General features: G+C 62.2%; 14 protein-coding genes. 7 read left to right on the forward strand and 7 right to left on the reverse strand.

The features are described from left to right. Positions 1-295: 295 nt before the first annotated feature. Both A6U98_RS00560 and A6U98_RS00565 read right to left on the reverse strand, forming a co-directional pair. Positions 296-2233 (reverse strand): methyl-accepting chemotaxis protein, encoded by a 1938-nt coding sequence (locus A6U98_RS00560; RefSeq protein ID WP_064647127.1) that lies wholly within the window; start codon positions 2231-2233, stop codon positions 296-298. A gap of 217 nt (positions 2234-2450) precedes the next feature. Then, positions 2451-3449 carry a DUF4424 domain-containing protein gene (locus A6U98_RS00565; protein ID WP_064647129.1) on the reverse strand — a complete coding sequence of 333 codons (999 nt, stop codon included), beginning with the start codon at positions 3447-3449 and terminating at the stop codon, positions 2451-2453. 93 nt (positions 3450-3542) lie between these two features. On the opposite strand from A6U98_RS00565, the gene A6U98_RS00570 reads away from it, so the two are divergent. From A6U98_RS00570 to A6U98_RS00580, 3 genes are read left to right on the forward strand one after another with little or no spacing between them, the layout of a single operon-like run. Beyond that, positions 3543-4328: a TlyA family RNA methyltransferase gene (locus A6U98_RS00570; protein ID WP_197496318.1), complete on the forward strand. Its 786-nt coding sequence runs from the start codon at positions 3543-3545 to the stop codon at positions 4326-4328. Continuing rightward, positions 4325-5575 (forward strand): class I SAM-dependent RNA methyltransferase, encoded by a 1251-nt coding sequence (locus A6U98_RS00575; protein WP_064647131.1) that lies wholly within the window; start codon positions 4325-4327, stop codon positions 5573-5575. Before A6U98_RS00570 ends, A6U98_RS00575 begins: the two co-directional genes overlap by 4 nt. A gap of 2 nt (positions 5576-5577) precedes the next feature. Continuing rightward, positions 5578-6588 carry an MBL fold metallo-hydrolase gene (locus tag A6U98_RS00580; RefSeq protein ID WP_064647133.1) on the forward strand — a complete coding sequence of 337 codons (1011 nt, stop codon included), beginning with the start codon at positions 5578-5580 and terminating at the stop codon, positions 6586-6588. 80 nt (positions 6589-6668) lie between these two features. Here the strand turns inward: A6U98_RS00580 and A6U98_RS00585 are convergent, their stop codons facing one another. Then, on the reverse strand, positions 6669-7424 hold the full coding sequence (locus A6U98_RS00585; RefSeq protein WP_064647134.1) for a crotonase/enoyl-CoA hydratase family protein: 756 nt from the start codon (positions 7422-7424) through the stop codon (positions 6669-6671). Positions 7425-7433: 9 nt separating this feature from the next. Then, on the reverse strand, positions 7434-9212 hold the full coding sequence (locus tag A6U98_RS00590) for an acyl-CoA dehydrogenase (protein ID WP_064647136.1): 1779 nt from the start codon (positions 9210-9212) through the stop codon (positions 7434-7436). Between the two features lie 208 nt (positions 9213-9420). Here A6U98_RS00590 and A6U98_RS00595 point away from each other — a divergent pair, with 208 nt between their 5' ends. Then, a complete protein-coding gene (locus A6U98_RS00595) occupies positions 9421-10416 on the forward strand; it encodes a transporter (RefSeq protein ID WP_064647138.1) in 996 nt (331 codons plus the stop codon). Positions 10417-10660: 244 nt separating this feature from the next. Here A6U98_RS00595 and A6U98_RS00600 read toward each other — a convergent pair whose 3' ends face one another. Together A6U98_RS00600 and A6U98_RS00605 are read right to left on the reverse strand one after the other, a co-directional pair. Continuing rightward, the gene (locus tag A6U98_RS00600; protein ID WP_064647140.1) at positions 10661-11140 is read right to left on the reverse strand and encodes a BA14K family protein; all 480 of its coding nucleotides are present in this window, start codon (positions 11138-11140) and stop codon (positions 10661-10663) included. Positions 11141-11368: 228 nt separating this feature from the next. Continuing rightward, positions 11369-12613: an aromatic ring-hydroxylating dioxygenase subunit alpha gene (locus A6U98_RS00605; RefSeq protein ID WP_064647167.1), complete on the reverse strand. Its 1245-nt coding sequence runs from the start codon at positions 12611-12613 to the stop codon at positions 11369-11371. A 419-nt stretch (positions 12614-13032) separates the two neighbouring features. Here A6U98_RS00605 and A6U98_RS00615 point away from each other — a divergent pair, with 419 nt between their 5' ends. From A6U98_RS00615 to A6U98_RS00625, 3 genes are all read left to right on the forward strand, one after another. Beyond that, a complete protein-coding gene (locus A6U98_RS00615; protein ID WP_064647144.1) occupies positions 13033-13641 on the forward strand; it encodes a DUF6656 family protein in 609 nt (202 codons plus the stop codon). Positions 13642-13699: 58 nt separating this feature from the next. Beyond that, positions 13700-14674 (forward strand): L-threonylcarbamoyladenylate synthase, encoded by a 975-nt coding sequence (locus tag A6U98_RS00620; RefSeq protein ID WP_064647146.1) that lies wholly within the window; start codon positions 13700-13702, stop codon positions 14672-14674. Between the two features lie 131 nt (positions 14675-14805). Then, the gene (locus A6U98_RS00625) at positions 14806-16233 is read left to right on the forward strand and encodes an FAD-binding oxidoreductase (protein WP_064647148.1); all 1428 of its coding nucleotides are present in this window, start codon (positions 14806-14808) and stop codon (positions 16231-16233) included. Positions 16234-16275: 42 nt separating this feature from the next. Here A6U98_RS00625 and A6U98_RS00630 read toward each other — a convergent pair whose 3' ends face one another. Then, complete coding sequence (locus A6U98_RS00630; RefSeq protein WP_064647169.1) at positions 16276-19611, reverse strand: DUF1217 domain-containing protein; 3336 nt, start codon at positions 19609-19611, stop codon at positions 16276-16278. Between the last annotated feature and the right edge of the window lie 207 nt (positions 19612-19818).

Raw genomic sequence — 19818 nt, forward strand, 5'->3', positions numbered from 1 at the left:
ACTTCGCGAGCCACCGCGAAGGCGACGAGCCATCGCACATCGACAACTAAGTTAGCGCCTATGGGGCTTGACCCGAGGATCTACGGTGATCTCCACAGCACCAGCGGGCATGGATCCTCGGCTCAAGGCCGAGGATGACGGAGACTGAGGAAATGCCCCAGCCAAACTCGCCGTCGAAACAGCGGATAACATTACGTTTCTCGTGCCTATCATAGCAGTCCATCCAACAAAAAAGGCGGCGCATCACTGCACCGCCCTCTTGATTTAACGTCCCTTCCCTAGGAAAGGCGGCGTCTCAGAACTCCGTCCACTCTTCCTGAACGGTGGCCGTAGCAGCTGCCTGTCTTCCGCCGAAAGCCTTGGCGACGGTGCGGGTCAAAGCGTGGGCCGGTGAGGCGACCGGGCGGGCGTTGGTGCCGGCAACGGTTGCGCGCGCCGCCGGAGCCGCCTGGCCGAGCTTAAACTGGCGCAGCAACTCGTCGAGGGCGTTTGCCTCCTGGGCGAGCGCGTGGCTTGCGGCGGTCTGCTCCTCGACCATGGCGGCGTTCTGCTGGGTGCCCTGGTCCATGTTGTTGACGGCGGTGTTGATCTCCTGCAGGCCGATCGACTGTTCGCGGGTGGCGGTGACGATGGCGCTGACGTGGTGGTTGATCTCCTGCACCTCAGAGACGATGACCTCCAGCGCCTTGCCGGTCTCGCCGACAAGGCCGACGCCGGCAACGACCTGTTCGCCGGAGGTGGTGATCAGCGCCTTGATCTCCTTGGCCGCCTTGGCCGAGCGCTGGGCGAGCTCGCGCACTTCCTGGGCGACGACCGCAAAGCCCTTGCCGGCATCGCCGGCGCGGGCGGCTTCAACGCCGGCGTTCAGAGCCAAAAGGTTGGTCTGGAAGGCGATGTCGTCGATGACGCCGATGATGTTGGAGATTTCGCCCGAGGACTTCTCGATCTGCTGCATGGCGGAGACGGCCTTGCGGACGACTTCGCCTGACTTTTCGGCGCCGAGGCGGGCGCGCTCGACGAGATTGCCGACATCCTCGGCGCGCTTGGCGCTGTCGCGGACGGTCGTCGTTACTTCCTCCAGCGCTGCTGCGGTCTGTTCGACGGCGGCAGCCTGCTGCTCGGTGCGGTGGGCAAGATCGTCGGCGGCCGAGCGGATTTCGCCGGCGCCGGCATTGATCGCCGAAGCATTGCGGCCGACCGATTGGAGCGCCGCCTGCAGCTTTTCGGCGGCATGGTTGAAGTCATTGCGCAGGCTGTCATATTGCGGGGCGAACGGCGTCTGGATACGACCGGCCATATCGCCATTGGCAAGCTCGGCAAGGCCGCCCGCCAAAGCATCGACGGCATGGCGGATCTCGCCTTCCTCGCGCGCCTTCTGCTCGTCGCCTGCCCGGCGCTGGCGCTCGGCGTCGTCGCGCATGCGGTCGGTCTCGCCGGCAAGGCGCAGCTTCTCGATCGCCGCCTGCTTGAAGACCAAAACGGATTGAGCCATGCGGCCGATTTCGTCGCCGCGCTCGACAGCCGGAACCTCGATATCGTTCTGACCGCCGGCGAGGCGGTCCATGGCGCTCGTCATGCCGACGACCGGGCGGACGATGATGCGCGACATCAGCCAGGCAAGCATGGCGGCGGCAAGCGAGGCGACGATGCCGCCGGCAAGCAGCGTCATCTTCAGATCGCTGTTGGCATCGGCCCGGATGGCGGCCAGCGCATTCGACTTTTCTCGCGCCGTGGCCTTGATCTTGGCCGAGGCCTGGCGGAAGCCGTCGAGCTGGCCCTTGGTGGCGTTGACGCCGATCTTGACGACCTCTTCGATCGGCATGTCGGTTTCCTTGCGCGCCTTGGTCTGCGGCTCGGCAAGTTCATGGAAATAGAGATCGGCAGCCTTCTGCATGCCGTCGATCATCTCGACCAGCTGCGGCTCGCCCGTCGCCGTCTGCTTGGCGGCGGCAATCGCCTTCAGCATGCGCTCGCGATTGGCGAAGACATCGCCATAGGTGCTGTCGCTGCGGAAGAGGATGAAGCCGCGCAGGTTGACGGCCTGCTCGAGCATCGCCTGCAGCGCATCGTCGATCTGGTTGACGAGCAGCTCGGACTTTTCCTGCTCGGCAGACGCGGCCGCGGACGCCGTCGCCTTGGAATAGACGAAAGCGGAAACGGCGACGAAAATGAGAATGAGGGCTGCGAACGTGGCCGCAAGCTTACCGTTCAAGGATATGTTTTTGGCGGACATCGGTGATTTCTCCTGACGACAGTCGACGCGGCGAGGCAGGTCGCACGAGACGCAACCGCCGGGATGTTTGAAGCTGAGAACATGATCGGCGTGGAAACGCTTGCGCCGTCATGGCGCCGAGCGGCTTGGATGAACCGCTACAATCACGCCGAACCTATCCGGCCAGGCTTTAAATTTGTTTAAATTTGTGCGGCGCAACAGCGGCCAAGCCTGAGGATTATTGTGCCGTTTCTGGAGGATTGAGGATCAGGATGTCGAAATCCTTCGCGGGATCGAAATCCTCTGATGTCATCCGGAAGGTCGTCGGACCGATCTTCTGAACATTGCTGCCGCAGAAGCTGATGAGGCTGCCGGGCTTGCCCTTGTCGATCGTCAGCTGGAAGCGCTTGATTGGTCCCGCCCAGTTGGCGCCGGTCGACAGCACATAGGAGATCCAGCTTTCAGTATAGTTGGCGCCTCCCGCCTCGGCTTCCCGCGCACGCTGCTGGGCAACCCTGACGAAATCTCCGTCGAGGCAGTATTTGCGGGAATATTCCTCGAAGCGCTCACCCTTCGGCTCGCCACCTTCGAGAAAGCTGATGGCGACGGTGCCGCCGACGGCCGGCTTGTAGCGATGCTCGACGCTGACCTTTTTCTTTGCCGGAAAGGTGGTGCGCCACCAATAGGTCGAGCGCAGCGTCCAGAGTGGCACGAGATCGACCCCGGCGGCATCGCCTGCGCCCATGGGATAGACGAGGCCGCGGGAGATCCAGTCCTTGCGGACGGTTTCTGGAAGCTTAGCGAGCGCCTCGGTCGTCTTCTGGCTATAGGGCAGGACGGGAATGCCGTATTTGGCGAACTCCTCGGTCACGTCGATGCCCAGCGAAACGACGCGCTGCTGCAGTTTGGCGGTGATCGGCCTGCCATCCTGCACGGTGGAAAAATGCAGGAAATTATCGCTGTCATAATCGGAGATGGCGGAATTGTTGTCGACCTGGCCAGTAATGTCAGGCATCGGAAAGGCGACCAGGCTTTCCACATCCTTGTCGGAGCTATTCTCGAAGATATAGTCGACACGCACTTCCGAAGCGGAGATGAAGAGATCCTCTTGCGCCATGCTGACGTCGTCGGATTGGGCAAAGATCAGCCCGCCGGTCTTGACCTCGGCCATCGTGTCGTTCGCGAGCGCGGGCGATGCGATGACTGCCGCGACAAACAGAGTGAAGAGCTTCAGCATGGAACACCCCCGTGTCTGCGGCCCGCCCCGCGATCGCCGCGGCAGGATTATCGCCGAAAGCTTTCGAGGGTCAATGACGGTCTTGGGAACAAAATGCTTGCAACCGGCGGCTTTGCCGGTCATGCACAGCCGATGTCAGATCAAAACACCCAACGCCTCGACCAGCTTCTCGTCTCTCTCGGCCTCTTTGCCAGCCGTTCACGCGCCCGCGACGCCGTCCAGCGCGGCACCGTCAGGATCGGCGGCCAGGTGGTCACGAAAGCCGGCGCGCTGTTTAGCGCGGACGCGGCAATCGAGATCGACGATCCGGCGCAGGACTATGTCTCGCGCGCCGCGCTGAAGCTTGCCGCAGCACTCGACCATTTCCGGCTCGATCCTGCCGGCCATCACTGTCTCGATGTCGGGGCCTCCACCGGCGGCTTCACGGAGGTGCTGCTGCTGCGCGGCGCCGCGCATGTCACCGCGATCGATGTCGGCCATGGGCAGATGCATCCGCGCATATCAGGCGATCCGCGGGTGACGAGCAGGGAGGGCCTCAACGCCCGCAACCTGACGGCAGAGCATATCGACCATCCCGCCACCTTCATCGTTTCCGACGTCTCCTTCATCACGCTGAAGCTGGCGCTCGCGCCGGCTCTTGAGATCGCCGAACCGGGCGCTGTCGCCGTGCTGCTGGTCAAGCCGCAGTTCGAGGCCGGGCGCGAGGCGATCGGCAAGGGCGGGATGCTGAAGGACCCCTCGTCTGCTCCCGCCGTCGCTGCGGAACTGGAGCGCTGGTTCGTCGAGGACATGGGCTGGAAAAGCCTCGGCCTCATCCCCTCCCCGATTTCCGGCGGCGACGGCAATCAGGAATTCCTTCTGGCAGGATTGAAACCGTGAGTACCGAAACCGTCACGATCGAGAAGCTCGGCGCCCAAGGCGACGGCATCGCCAGCAGCGCCGGCGGGCCTGTCTATGTGCCCTTTTCGCTGCCTGGGGAAAAGGTGGCGATTGCCAGGGTCAAGAGCCAGGGCACGATCATGTCGATCACGACGCCCTCGCCCGACCGGCAGGAGCCACCCTGCCGGCATTTCGGCCCGGATGGCGTCAACGGCACCTGCGGCGGCTGCACGCTGCAGCATATGGCAGATGCGCCCTACCGCGCCTTCAAGCGCCAGTTGGTCATCGATGCGCTGCGGTCGAAAGGGCTGACACCCGAGGTCGGCGAGATCGTTCCGGCCCGGCCGGGCGAGCGGCGGCGCGTGGTGTTTGCGGCGCGCAAGACCGAGAAGGACATGCTTGTTGGATTCAACCAGGCCGAAAGCCACCATATCGTCGCCATCGAGGAATGTCCGATCTCGTCGGCAGGGATTATCGCCCGGCTGCCGGCGATCAGGGCGATTGCTGCATCGCTCGCGACCAGTGCCGAACCCTTCCGCGTCGCGGTGCTCGAAACGCTTTCCGGCCTCGACATCTCCGTCGACGATGTGAAGAAACTCTCCGACCCGCAGCGACGCAAGGCAATCGAGACCGCGCTTGGCCTGCGCGGCATCGCCCGTGTGTCGCTGAACGGCGAAATCCTCGTCGAGCCGTCGAAGCCGATGGTCGAATTCGGCGGCGTCCAGGTTTCGCCGCCGCCGGGCGGTTTCACCCAGGCGACGAAGCCTGCGGAAGAGGCGATGGCGGAGCTGGTCATTGCCCATGCCGGCAAGGCAAAGCGGATCGCCGATCTCTTTGCCGGCTCCGGCACGTTTTCACTGCGGCTGGCGCGGATCGGCCGCGTGCACGCCGTCGAAGCCGAGGCAAAGGCGCTCGCAGCACTCGATCATGCCGCCCGCAACACGCAGGGGCTGAAACCGGTCAGCGTCGAAAAGCGCGATCTCTTTCGCCGTCCTTTGATGACGCAGGAGTTCAAGCCCTATGACGCCGTCGTCTTCGATCCGCCGCGCGCCGGTGCCGAGTTCCAGTGCCAGGAGCTTGCCCGTTCGGCGGTGAAGAAGATCGTGGCTGTCAGCTGCAATCCGCTGACACTGGCGCGGGATCTGGCGATCCTCGTCGAGGGCGGCTACCGGATCACCGGGGTGACACCGATCGACCAGTTCCTCTGGACCTCGCATGTCGAGGTGGTGGCGACGCTGGAGAAATAGGCGTGCCTGTCGGAAAGACCAAACGACGCAACCCCTACTATAACGGCCCAGTGTCCGATCACTTCGACGGCACATATTTCTTCAATCCCGAAGGCATTGAGCCCCTTGGCTTCCGCGATCTGCTGCGGTGGCAATTCGGCGGTGGCCGTGAGCGCTGGCCGCAGTCGGTCCCAAGTCCATACCCGGCGGCCAAGCCGGACCCATACGTCGACGGCGAGGATCTGAGGGTGACCATGGTCGGTCATGCAACGATGCTCGTGCAGGTCGCTGGGCTCAACATCCTCACCGACCCGGTGTGGTCAGAGCGCGCGAGTCCCCTCGCTTTTGCCGGACCCAGGCGCGTCGTCCCACCGGGCATCGCGTTCGATGATTTGCCGCCGATTGATCTCGTGCTGGTGTCGCACAATCATTATGATCATCTCGATATCGCAACGCTCCGGCGGTTGGGTGCGAAGCATCGGCTACGCGTGGTGACGCCACTCGGCAATGACACGATCATACGCCGTGCCGTGCCCGATATGCAGACGACATCGATGGACTGGGGCGAGCGCATTTCGCACGCCGGAATAAGCATTGATGCGGAACCTGCACACCATTGGTCCGCGCGCGGAACCGCCGATCGCCGGATGGCACTCTGGGCCTCGTTCGTTTTGTCGACTCCAGCCGGAAAAATTTATCACGTCGGAGATACGGGCTTTCACGACGGCATCAATTACAAAGCGGCACAGCAGAAGCATGGCGGCTTTCGCTTGGCCATTCTACCCTTCGGCGCATATGAGCCGCGCTGGTTCATGAAAGGGCAGCACCAGAATCCGCAGGAGGCGGTGATCGGGATGAAGTTGGCAAATGCGGCCTATGTAGCCGGGCATCACTTCGCCACGTTCCAACTGACAAATGAAGCGGTCGACGCGCCGGCAAGAGCGTTGCAAGACGCCATGAGCGAGCATGGTATTCCCCCGGAACGGTTCCGGCCGCTCAGGGCCGGCGAGGTATTCGATGTGCCGGCGGTCTAATCGCTATCCGCTTGCTCCCGGACTGGTGTTGGTATCGGCCTGCTTGCCATAGATACTTCGGAAACGCCCGAGATCGCCGCTCAGCGGCGCATGAAGGCTTCGAAGGCCGCCCGAGCCTCGGCGCTTTTCAGCCGCGCGGAGAAATAGCGGGCCTCCTCGTCGATGCGGGCGATGATCTCACCGCGGTCGCCGCGAATGAGATCGCGGGCGATGCGCAATGCCTCCGGCGGCTTGGCGGCGAGCTTTGCGGCGAGGCCAAGCGTCAGTGAATCGACCTCGCCTGGCTCGACGACCTTCCAGACCAGGCCCGCTTCCTTCGCTTCCTCGGCCGAGAATGCTTCGCCGGCGGCCAGCATGGCGAAGGCGCGCTGATGTCCCATCAGCCGCGGCGCGACGAGGCTGGAACCGGCCTCAGGCACCAGCGCCAGATCGACGAAGGGTGTGCGGAACTGGCTGCGACTGGAGGCGATGGTCAGATCGCAATGGAGATGGATGGTCGTGCCGATGCCGACCGCCAGACCGTCGACGCCTGACACAACGGGTTTTTCGGCATTCACCAGCGCATAGAGGAAATCGAGGATCTCCTGCTCCAGGCCGCGGCCGCCCATTGCGGCAGCCAGAAAATCGTTCAGGTCGTTGCCGGCCGAGAAGCAGCCCTCGGTGCCGAGGAAAGCGGTGGCGCGGATGTCGGGGCTGGTGTTGGCCGCATTCAGCGCATCGGCCATGGTGCGATACATGGCGCGGGTGATGGCGTTCTTCTTTTCCGGCCGGTTGAAGCGAATGGACTGGACGCCGGGATGGGCGGAAGGCTGCTCGACGATGATGTAATCGGTCATAAGGTCTCCTCAGGCAAGCAGGATGCGGGCGGCGGCAAGGCTTGCTGCGCCATTGACGACCCGGTCTCGAAGGGCTGCGGTCTCGGCAAGCAGGTTTTCGGCGGCGAAGCGGCAGAGCGCGATGCGGTTTTCGGCCGCGCCATCGGCACTTTCGGCCAGCCCGCCCTTGGCGAGGTAACAGCCGGTGAGCACGAGGCCGAAGAGGCGCTGATAGGGCGTCGCACCCGAGAGCGCTTCGGCGGTCCTGTTCTCGGCAAGCGTCTTCATCAGCCAGGCGGTCACCTGCTCGAGATCGGCGATCGCAGCGTCGAGCCTCACAGCGGTTTCGCCGAAACCATCAAGATTGGAGCGGCGGACGCCATCAGCGATCTCTCTGAGTTCGGCGATGACGCCATTCACCTGATCACCGCCGGAGAGCGGCAGTTTGCGGGTGACTAGGTCGATCGCCTGGATACCGTTGGTGCCCTCATAGATCGGGGCGATGCGGGCATCGCGGAGATAACGCGCCGCACCCGTCTCCTCGATGAAACCCATGCCGCCATGCACCTGGATGCCGAGCGAGGCGACGTCGACGCCGGCATCGGTCGAAAAGGATTTGGCGATCGGCGTCAGCAAAGCGGCACGCTCCTGCCAATGGCGGCTGGCGTCACCTGCCCGGTGCGACATGTCGATCGCGTGGGCGCAGGCATAGGAGATGGCGCGCGCCCCTTGAGTCAACGCCTTCATGGTGACGAGCATGCGGGCGACATCGGGATGCTCGACGATCGGGCTCATGCCGGCGCCGCTTGCGCCAGGCGCCCTGCCCTGGGTGCGTTCCCGGGCATAGGCGAGCGCCTTCTGGGTGGCGGCTTCCGCGATCGCCACGCCCTGCATGCCGACGGCAAGGCGGGCATTGTTCATCATCGTGAACATGCAGGCCAGCCCCTTATTCTCCTCGCCGACCAACCAGCCGACAGCGCCCCTTTCACCGCCGAATTTTCCGTCGCCGTAGATCATCGTGCAGGTCGGCGACCCATGGATGCCGAGCTTGTGCTCCAGCGAGTGGCAGAACAGATCATTGCGGGGCCCAAGCGAGCCGTCATGGTTCACCAGGAATTTCGGCACCAGGAAGAGCGAGATGCCGCGGGTGCCGGCCGGCGCATCCGGCAGGCGGGCCAGCACCAGATGGATGATGTTGTCGGCCGCGTCATGCTCGCCCCAGGTGATGAAGATTTTCTGACCGAAAAGGCGGTAGCTGCCGTCATCGCGGCGCTCGGCGCGGGCCTTGAGCACGCCGAGGTCGGAGCCGGCATGTGGCTCGGTCAGGTTCATGGTGCCGGTCCATTCGCCGGAGACCATCTTTTCCAGATATTTGTCTTTCAGCGCGGCACTGCCATGGGCGCTGACGGCCTCGATGGCGCCCATCGTCAGCGTCGGAGCGAGCGCAAAGGCCATGGATCCGGAATTCCACATTTCGAGTGCTGCGACATTCAGCATATGCGGCAAGGCCTGGCCGCCGAAGGCCTCCGGCGCCGTCAGACCGTTCCAGCCGCCGGCGATCCAATGGCGATAGAGGTCGCGCCAGCCATCCGGCAGCCTGACCTCGCCATCGATCAGACGGGCGCCCTGGCGGTCGCCGATGTCGGCGAGAGGCGCCACTTCCTCTGTGGCAAAACGTCCCGCTTCGGCGAGGATCGCATCGACCAGATCTTCGCCGAGATCGCCGAGCAGCCCTTTTGAAATCGCCTCGCCCATGCCCGCTACGTGTTTCAACGTGAACGCGATTTCCTCGACGGGCGCCTTGTACATGGTTTCTCCTCCGCAGACCGGCCTGCACTTGGGCAAGCCCCTCCGAGGCAAGGGCTAATTGATTTTTACGTAAACGTCAATTTCGATTTCCTCGGTCGGCATGCGATAAATCGCCTGACAGGGCGCTTTGCTCTTGCACCTTTGGACAAATGGACGTCATGAACAATCTCTAAGGGAAGATATCGCCTTCGCAAAGGACCGGCGAACAATGGATACATTGCCCGTCAACATACCCGGTTTCGTCTGGGCCTATCGCTTTTCGCCTGAAGAAAAGACCGCGGTGCGACTGAACAATAGTGCGACGGTGGCGGAACTGACCGCCGATAACTGTTTCTACTGGCTGCACCTCAACCTTGTCGACGCCCGCGTGCCGGCCTTGCTCGATACGCTGGACGGGCTGACGGAGGACGCGAAATCGGCGCTGACGACGCGCGACACGCATGCGGCCATCACCGTCGACGAGCAGATGCTCTATGGCACGCTCGTCGATTGCCAGCGCGATTTCGCCCAGGATACCAACAATCTCGGCTGGCTGCATTTCGCCATGTCCGACCGCTTCCTCATCACCACGAGGCTGCAGCCGCTGCGCAGCGTCGAACGGGCGCGGGCGCTGATCGAGAAAAACCCGGGCAAATTCTCCGGGCCGGTCGATCTCTTCGAACTGCTGGTAATCGAGTTCCAGCGCACGCTGATCGCGATCGTCATCGAACTCACCGAAGAGCTGAACCAGATCGAGGATATCGTCTACGACAGTGCGCAGCGCGACGAGCGCCGGCGCCTGGCGCCGGTCCGGCGCACCGTGGTCCGGCTGCATCGGCACCTGCGCACGGTGCTGGCGCTGATGCGCCGCGCCGCGGCGGCCGACGACGACGAGATGCCCTTCGGCTTCGACGACGTGGCGCGGCGGCTGACGAGCCGGCTGGAAACGGTCGACCACGATATCTATGCGCTGCAGGATAGGGCACGCCTGCTGCACGAAGAAATCGATTCGAAACAATCCTCCGAAACCAACCGTCACCTCTATCTGCTGTCGATCATGACGGCCTTCCTGCTGCCGCCGACCCTGGTGACCGGCTTCTTCGGCATGAACACGGCAAACCTGCCCTTCGCCGTCGGCGACTACGGCACCGAATACGCCGTCGCCCTCATCGTCGCCTCCATCGCCTTTGCATGGTGGCTGCTGCGCCGCGTGGATATTCTTTGAGGGTAGACGTGCGAGCGTGAGTGTCGAGGGTGTGGCCTAGGCTCGATCCGAGGGTAGCGAAATCCCCTGCCCCTCATCCGCCTGCCGGCACCTTCTCCCCGCAGGCGGGGCGAAGGGGGCACGCCGCAACCTCTCCGTTCCCACCAACCTCTCGTAGGGCACGTCCCCTCGCCCCGTTTACGGGGAGAGGGTTAGGGTGAGGGGCAGACGTTTGTCGAGAGCGGCGCGTTTCCTGTGCCCGGCCTCAATACGGCGAATAGCACTGCTGGCGCGGGCCGTTATAGGGCTGGAACGTGTTGTCGTAGGCGCGATAGGACCGGTAGCGGTTTGCGCACCAGGCGACGTGGCCTGAACCCATGCGGGGAGCGGGCGCGACGTAACGCGGCTGCGCGACGATAGCGCCGCCGATCACCGCGCCGGCGCCGAAGGCGGCGAGCGGATACCAGTAGCCGTTATAACGGCGGTATCCCGGGCGGTAGTAGGAATAGCCGCGATAGCCGCCGTAATAGCCGGGCCGGTAGTAGGCGCCGGGACGATATCCGGGCCGGTAGCCCGGACGGTAACCGGGGCGATAGTAGCGGCGGTACTGGACGTTCTCGACGGCGGAGGATTTCTCCACCTGCAGCGCGGTAGGCATCTGGATTGCCTGCGACGGCGCAAAGCCCGTCAGCACCACGGCGGCCGCCAGAACTGCGGTCGCAATCTTGTTTCTCAGCCCGATCATTGCTTCATCTCCCATTCAACAGCGATCACCGCCTGCCCTGCAACGCTCTCGCGCCCGAATGGTTCCAAAAGCAGCCGGGGCCGGCCGCTTTCCCTTTTAGAGAATCTGAACTGAACCGGAGATTAACCGGCGCGGCAAAACGCTTAGAGCATGATGCCGAAAAGTGTGAGCGGTTTTCGGACGACATCATGCTCTGCTTCTTTAATTTAGATCCGGATTCATCCGGATTTAGGCAACGACGGAGAATTTCGCCTGGTCACCCTGCAGACGGTTTACCATGAAGTTCGAATACCATTCGAGGAACTGCATGACGCCGCCCTCGTGCAAGGCCGAATAGGGGCCGGGCTCATAGGCGGGCGAGCGAATGCCGAAGGCGTTTTCCTCGACGATGCGGCGATCCTGATCGTTGGTCTCGGTCCAGACGTGGGTCAATTCCTCGAGATTGTAATCGACGCCTTCGACGGCATCCTTGTGGACGAGCCACTTGGTCGTCACCGCCGTCTCGTTGGCGCTAAGCGGCAGCACGCGGAAGGAGATGGCGTGGTCACCGAGCAGATGGTTCCACGTCGTCGGGTAGTGGAAGAGCAGCATGGTGCCGATATGGCCGATCGAGATATCGTCGGAGAGCTGGCGCTGGACGGCGCGCTTGCCCGACATGGTGTAGCTCTCGGCATCTTCGATCAGCGGCATGCGGGCGGTGCGGAACTGACCGTCCGGCGAAATCTGGAACTTGCTCGGCAGGCCGGCCGCCTCGCAGCGCGCCCAATGGCCGGCGATCTCGGGATCGTCGGCGCCGCCATCCGTGCCGGTGACACTCGGGGCTTCAGGATAGGTGCGGCAGAGCTCGGGGTGATTGGCGGCGCAGTGATAGCACTCGCGGTTGTTTTCCCAGACAAGCTTCCAGTTGCCCTTCTCGATGATCGTGCTCTGGAAGGCGACCTTGCTCTCGCTGATCCGGTGCGGCGCGACATAGGGTTCGATCTTGTCGCGCACCGGCTGGAAATCCGGGGCGGTGTTGGCAAGGCAGATGAAGACATAGCCAGCGACGATTTCGCAATGGACGGGCTTCAGGTTGAAGCCAGTCTTGTCGAAATCATCGCCCATGTGGCGGGCGAAGGCGAGCTTGCCTTCGAGATCATAGGTCCACTGATGATAGGGACAGACGAGGCGCACGGAGGAGCCGTGCTCCTTGGTGCAGACGCGCGAGCCGCGATGGCGGCAGCTGTTGTGGAAGGCGCGGATGACATTGTCGCGGCCGCGGACGATGACGACAGGATAGCTGCCGATCTGAACGGTGAAATAGGCGCCCGGCTTCGGCAGCTCGCAATCATGGCCGATGAACAGCCAGTCGCGATAATAGATCATCTCCATGTCGAGCTGGAAATAATCCTCGTCGATATAGAACGGCTGTTCGAGGCTGAAGCCCTCACGGCGGCTCTTGAGCTGACGCATAACGTTGCTGCGAATATCCATCTTCATGTCCTCGTGCACCCGGCTGCCGCCTTCCGGCAAGAAGGCCGGCGGAAGCGCGCCCGCTTCCTTCTCCTTCGGGAGAAGTGTTCATGGCGTCATTTAATCACCGAGCCTGCCTGCCGCTTGGTTGTAATGCGACATCGGCTTCGAAATTGACGACAGGATGTGGCAAGCCGCAAGCTGCCGATCCCGGTCGATGACATCGCCCCGACTCTCCGGGCAATTATCGTCAATTGCGACATGGCGTAAAGACCCGCTCCGCAAAGAGTTCGGCTGCCTGATATCGATGTCAGTCGCGTTTGCGACATCTGCCGGCGTTTGCCTTCCGGTCGGCCGGCTGGAATGGCCATTTTTTAACATCGCCTTAAGCATACGGTCCTATCCTGCTGCTGATTCAGACCGACCGAAGAACGCGAACCATGGCCAGACTCCGTTATTTCGACGCGAAAGAAGCAGGCAAACTGCAAGAGCCGCAGCTGATTGCCGCGCATTCCGAGTTTTTGCGCACTGGTCGCATCCCCCGCGAGCGGCGGCACTGGCTGGCCGAGGAAAAACGCTATTTCACCCATGACGAGGTCGCGGCCAAGACCGGACGCAAGCTGCAGGTCGCCGGCGAAAAGACGCATCAACACATCAACGGCTTTCACCACTCGATCCAGTTTCCGAAGATGATCTTCCACCGGACGCTGGAGGACAGCCCGCATCTCGGCTATTGCCACGTCACCGCCGCACGGACGAAATTCGCCCATTACGAAGAGGTAAGCTGGGCCTTCTACATCTCCAATTTCTATTCCGACATCGGCGAGAACGACAATTTCTTCGAGCGCATTGATGTCGGTTATTCCCGCATGTATTTCGCCGTCGCGATCAAACCCGGCGAGAACTCCGCCGAAAAGATGACCATCGACCGGTCGGTGCGCGGCAACGGCCTGCTCTTCCGCACCCATGATCCGCAAGCTGCGATCCGCAACATCCTCTTGCTCGGCGCCCGCAACGAACAGCTGCGCGAAATCATCCGGCAGCTTTAAGCGATTGATCGCGGGCGGCGGAAAGCCTAATGACTGCCAGGACTAACACGGGCAGGACATGGCACGCACGATCGATATCACGGCAGACACGCAGGCAGCGCTGGAGGCGGCCTCGGCTGCTCTTGCCGACGGCTTTGCCATCGCCATTCCGACCGAGACCGTCTACGGCCTGGCGGCCGACGCCACCAATCCCGCAGCCATCACCCGCATCTACGAGACAAAAGGACGGCCGCGCTTCAACCCACTGATCTGCCACATGGCCGACCTCGCCATGGCCGAAGAGCATGCCGAATTCGACCCGGTCTCACGGGCGCTCGCCAGAGCCTTCTGGCCCGGCCCGCTGACCCTCGTGCTGCCGCTGAAGCCTCAAAGCTCGATCCATTCGCTGGCGACCGCCGGGCTCGACAGCGTCGGCATCCGTGTGCCGAAGGGGTTTGCAGGCGCGTTGATCGGCGTCTTCGGACGGCCGCTCGCAGCTCCCAGCGCCAATACGTCCGGCGGGGTCAGCGCCACGAGTGCCGCCCATGTCGAAGCCGATCTCGGGGCCAGGATCCCGTTGATCCTCGATGCGGGCCCAAGCGCTGTCGGCGTCGAATCGACGATCGTCAAGGCAGAGGGCGGCCGGCTGAGACTGCTTCGGCCGGGTGGTCTGGCGGCGCGCGAGATCGAGCGCGTCGCAGGCCAACCGCTGCTGCGGGCGAAAACGGCATCGGCGGCAATCGAAGCGCCAGGCATGCTCGCCTCGCATTATGCGCCGGGTGCTTCCGTGCGCCTCAATGCGACGGCGGTGGAACCCGGCGAGGCGCTGATTGCCTTCGGCAGCGCTGCGGTCGCCGGCGCAAACAGTGCACGGATCGTGCTTGACCTCAGCCCGCGCGGCGACCTGGCAGAGGCGGCGGCCAATCTTTTCGACTACATGAAGCGGGCCGATGCCAGCGGCGCCCAGAGCATCGCCTTTTCGCCGATTCCCGAAGAGGGGCTGGGCGAAGCGATCAACGACCGGCTGCAGCGGGCGGCCGCACCCCGCGACTGAAAAGACCTGCTGCATAATTCCTAAATCGGAATCGATTTGGGAATTATGCAGCAATTCAAAGTGCTACAGCGTCCTAAGCGCGTCTGAAAAGACGCGCGGCGCTGTAGATGACGATGGAGGACCGAGCCCGAATGAACATTTCCACCGAACTCCTCAACCGCTTTACGGCGATCGTCGGCGACAGGTACGCGCTGCGCAGCGAGGCCGATCTTGCGCCGCATCTGATTGAAAACCGCGGGCTCTATCACGGCTCCTCGCCTCTCCTCTTGAAACCCGGCTCGGTCGAGGAAGTTTCTGATATCATGAGGCTTGCGACGGAGACCGGAACGGCGATCGTGCCGCAGACAGGCAATACCGGCCTCGTCGGCGGCCAGACGCCGCGTCAGGGCAAGTCCGATATCATCCTGTCGCTCGAGCGCATGAACAGGATCCGCGATGTCGATCCGGTGGCGAACGTGCTGGTGGCCGATGGCGGCGCCATCCTGGCCGAGGTGCAGAAGGCGGCCGAGGCGCATGGGCGGCTGTTTCCGCTGTCGCTCGGCTCGGAAGGCTCCTGCCGCATCGGCGGCAACCTTTCCACCAATGCCGGCGGCACGGCCGTGCTTGCCTATGGCAATATGCGCCAGCTCTGCCTCGGCCTCGAAGTGGTGCTGCCGACCGGCGAGATCTGGGACGGTTTACGCCGCCTGAAGAAGGACAATACCGGTTACGACCTGCGCGATCTCTTCATCGGCGCCGAGGGCACGCTCGGTATCATCACCGGCGCGGTGCTGAAGCTCTTTCCCCAGCCGCTCGGCCATCAGGTGGCCTTCGCCGGGCTGAATTCGGTGACGGATGCGCTTGCCCTCTTCAACCTCGCCTCCAGCCTCTGCGGCACCTCGCTGACCGGTTTCGAGCTGATGCCGCGTTTCGGTGTCGAGATCACCACGCGCCACATCGACGGCGTGCGCGATCCGCTGGACGCGGCCTATCCCTGGTATGTGCTGATCGACATTTCGACCTCGGATTCGACCGAGACGGCGGAGCGGATGATGAACGGCGTGCTGGAACAAGGCTTCGAGGCCGGGCTGGTGCTGGATGCCGCGATCGCCGCATCCGTTGCCCAGCAGAAAGCGATCTGGCACATGCGCGAGAGCATGTCGGACGCGCAAAAGCCGGAAGGCGGGTCGATCAAGCATGACGTTTCCGTGCCGGTATCGAAGATCCCGCATTTCATGGCCGAGGCCGAAAAAGCGGTGATGGCGGCGATGCCGGGCGCCCGCATCTGCGCCTTCGGCCATATGGGCGACGGCAATATTCACTACAATATTTCTCAACCGCTCGGTGCCGACAAGGCCGCCTTCATCGCCCGCTGGCGCGAAATGAACCATATCGTCCATGGGCTGGTGCTGGCCCATGGCGGCTCGATCTCGGCCGAGCACGGCATCGGCCAGCTGAAGCGCGACGAACTGGCGGCAATCCGGCCTGCGATCGAAATCGAGTTGATGCGCCGCATCAAGCGCGCCTTCGATCCTGCCGATATCATGAACCCGGGAAAGGTTGTCAGCCTCGATCCTTGAGGCTGAGCGATCAAGCCTGCTGCGTGCAGCAGGTTGGGGCGATCAGCTTTGCTGCGTGCCGCCGCCGGTCAGGATCATCAGCGCCGGCGACTGCTGGGTGGCGTTCTGGACGTCGTACATCGCGGTGAACCGGCGCAGCAGCTTGTCGACCTTCTTCGGATCCTGGAGATCCTCGAGCTTGACGAAGCGGTTGAGGAGATCGGCCTGTTTGGCGACATCCATGCCCGAGATCTGCGACGGCAGGCTGTAGGCTGTGGTGATGACCTGATAAAGCGCCCTGTCGCCGAGGATCCCATATATCGAGGTGATGCTCGGCGCCTTGCGGGCGAAATAGAGCGCCAGGCGAACGCCGTCGTTGCTTTCGCCTTGCTGTGCTTCCATCGTCTGCTGGACGTAAAGCTCCTGGGTGTGGTCCTCGGCCGCCTTGTTCTGGATGGTGCCGATCTTGGCGCGGGTCAGATTGCCGTCCTTGTCGAAGTTGAAGGCGGCGACGATGTCCTGGAAACGCGCATCGGCGGTGGCGTTGAGATAGCTCTTCTTGTCGTCGGGATCGGAGGTGAAGATCTTCTTCAGCGTCGCCTTGTCGTAATCCTTGGGGTCGAGGTTGTTCGCCTTCAGCACCAGGTCGGTCAGGCGGCTGTCATCCAGGAAATCGTCGAGCGACTTCACCTTCGCCATGCCCTTGGCGAAGTAATCGACTTCGGCCGTCGCATCCTTCGCTGCCTTGTCCTTCACCGGACCGTCCTTCATCAGCATGGTGATATGCGATCTATAGTCGGTGGCATATTTGGCCATGGTCGCGTCGGGAAGCGCCTGGAAGGGTGATGCCGCCTTGCCGTCAGGGCCGAAGTTGAAGGCGCGGGCAAGGTTGGTGATGCGTTCATCCTTGAGCGAGGCAATATAGCCATCCGGATCATAGGCATCGCTCGTCAGGATCTTGCGCATCATCGAGCGCGGGACGTCCTGGTCGGTCAGACCAAAGGCCTGCAGCGCCACATGGTAGAGATCCGGCAGATTGTCATTGCTCTTGCTGAAATCGGCGGCCGAATTGCTGCGCAGGAAATCATTGACGCTCTTGACGTCGGAGAAATTCAGCAGGCTGCTGCTGTCGGCCATAAGCTTCTGGTAGTTGGATACGACCTCGTCGATCGCCTCGTCGCGTTCGTCGTCATAACGCGCCGCGTAATTGTCGTTGGTGGTCTGTGCCTGATCGGCCGTCTGCACCGAACTCACCACTGGAAGCGATCCGTCGGCGGCGAAGTTGAAGTCTGCATTGAGATCGGCGTGGCCGGCTGCGGCAGCGGCCGTCGCATCGGTCAGGATGCTTTTCAGATCGGCATTCGAGATATCGAACGGCAGATTGTAGGTGCTCTTCAGGAAATTGGTGATGGCGTCATCGGCGATGAGATCATCGACATTGGAAATCGTCGCCATCCGGGTGGAATAATCGTCTGTGCGCGCTGTGGCGGCAAATTTCGTGCTGGTGATCTGGCTGGCCGTCTGCGCCGCCATACCGTCCTCAAGCGTGCCGTCCGCCTTGAAGTTGAAGGCGGCGGCAACGTCGGCATAGGTGCCGGTGCCGCTCTGATCGGTCAGGATATTGCGAAGAGCGACGTCGCTGACCGTCGATGGGATGCCGAAGGCGTTGCGGACGAAATTGTTCAGCTTCTGGTCCGTCAGCAACTGATCGACGTTTGAGATGCCCGCGATGGTCGACTGGTAGTAGACTGCCGCATTGTCGGCCTTGCTGGCAGTGCTGGCACTTTGTGTTGCCGTCTGCGTGGCGTAAAGGGTCGCGACCGAACCATCCGCTTTGAAATTGAAGAGATCGTGAACGTCGCTGTAGCCCTGGGCGATGGCAGCCGTGCGGTCGACGAGGAAAGTCCTCAACGTCGCATCGGAGACGCTGTCGGAGATCTGCATGCTGTTTCTGATATAGCTGACCGCAACAGCATCCGACATGATGTCATCGACATTGGTGACATTGCCGATCATGCTGTTGAAATGCGCTGCATTCGCCGCCGACTTGTCGGTGGTCGATTTCCGCTGCGCTGCGGTCTGGATCACGGAACCGTTGATCGAGCCGTCTGCCTGGAAATTGAAGTCGGCATTGAGATCGGCGTGGCCCTGGGCCGCGGCATAGGCCGAATCCGTCAGGATGCTCTTCAGGTCGGCATTGCTGAAGCTCGTGCCGAGACCGTAGGCATCCTTGATGTAGCGCGCCAGCACATTGTTGGCGAGCAGGTCATCGACGTTGGTGATGCCGGTCGATTGGGACGTTACGCTATAATAGTTGCCGGTGCTCGTCGCGGCGGACTTCAGATTGTTCGACTGGGCGATAGACTGGACGCGCGCCGTGCTGGAGGTCGACCCGTCAGCCTTGAAGTTGAAAGCATTGTAGACATTGGTAAAGCCCATCAGCTGGGCGTAGCCGGGGTCAGTCAGCACCGTGCGCAATGCTGCCGGGGTGAAATCGGCGCCCATGCTGTAGGCCGTCGTGATGTAGGAGACCAGGCGCTTGTCGGCGACCAGATCGTCGACATTGGTGATCGTGCCGATCTTCGCAGTGTAATAGGCCTTGTTGTATTCGGCCGCTGTCTTGCCGACGTAGTAGACATCCGAACCGACCGAATTGTCGATGATGACGGACTGGGAATTCAGGGTGTAGGACTCGATGACCGAGGCCTTCTGCGCTGCGGTCTGCGCCGTGCCGGTGACTGTGCCATCCGCGTTGAAGCTGAACTGGGCGGCAAGCGCCTTGTACTTGTCGCCGCCTTGCGTGTTGACGACGCTCGTGGGGTCGCTGAGATCGCTCGTCAGCACCTGCCGCAGAAAATCCTTCGACGCATAGGTCGGATCGATCTTGAAGGTCTTCAGTACGTAGGTGCGCAGCCGGGTGTTGTTGACCAGATCGTCGACGGTCTGCACGCTATCGATATTGTTGCTGTAATAGGTGCTCTCGGCAGTCGCGGCCTTGTCGGCATCGATGAAGGACTGCTTGTAGAGGCCAATGAGATCGTCCTCCTGCGCGTCCGTCTGCACGTCCTTCTCCGGTGCATTGAAATTGAAGGCGGCGGCGAACTCGCGGTAGCGCGTATCGGAAAGCTTGTTGGCGTAGCTGTTGGGGTCGGTGAGATCGCTTTCCAGCACCTTCTTCATGAAGGCCTTGGCGTAGGTCATGTCCTCGAGGCCATAGGCCTTCATCGCATAGCTGTAGAGCTTGTAGTCGCCGAGGAAGTCGTCGACGTCGGTGACCTTGTTGATATGGTCGGCGTAATACTGGGCATCCTTCTTGACCGTCGTCTGCGACGCGACCTTGTTGAGGCTCGACGTCATGTCCCGCGACAGGATCGTGTAAGCGAGGGAAGCCGTGATCATAAAAAGCGCCCTTTTCGGCAAAATCTCTAAAAGAACGACGAAATGCTGGTGAGCATATTTTGCCATGGAAAGCTTACCTGAGACTTACCTCAGGATGCATCATTCCAGGACACCACATCGTTCACCTTCCGGAAACCCTGCTGGATTCGGTTTTGATAACCATCAGAGGAGGCAAAGTTTTCTTAACCGCAATTTTTAAGCTGTACG

It is taken from the genome of Rhizobium sp. WYCCWR10014 (assembly GCF_001657485.1).
Lineage (GTDB): Bacteria > Pseudomonadota > Alphaproteobacteria > Rhizobiales > Rhizobiaceae > Rhizobium.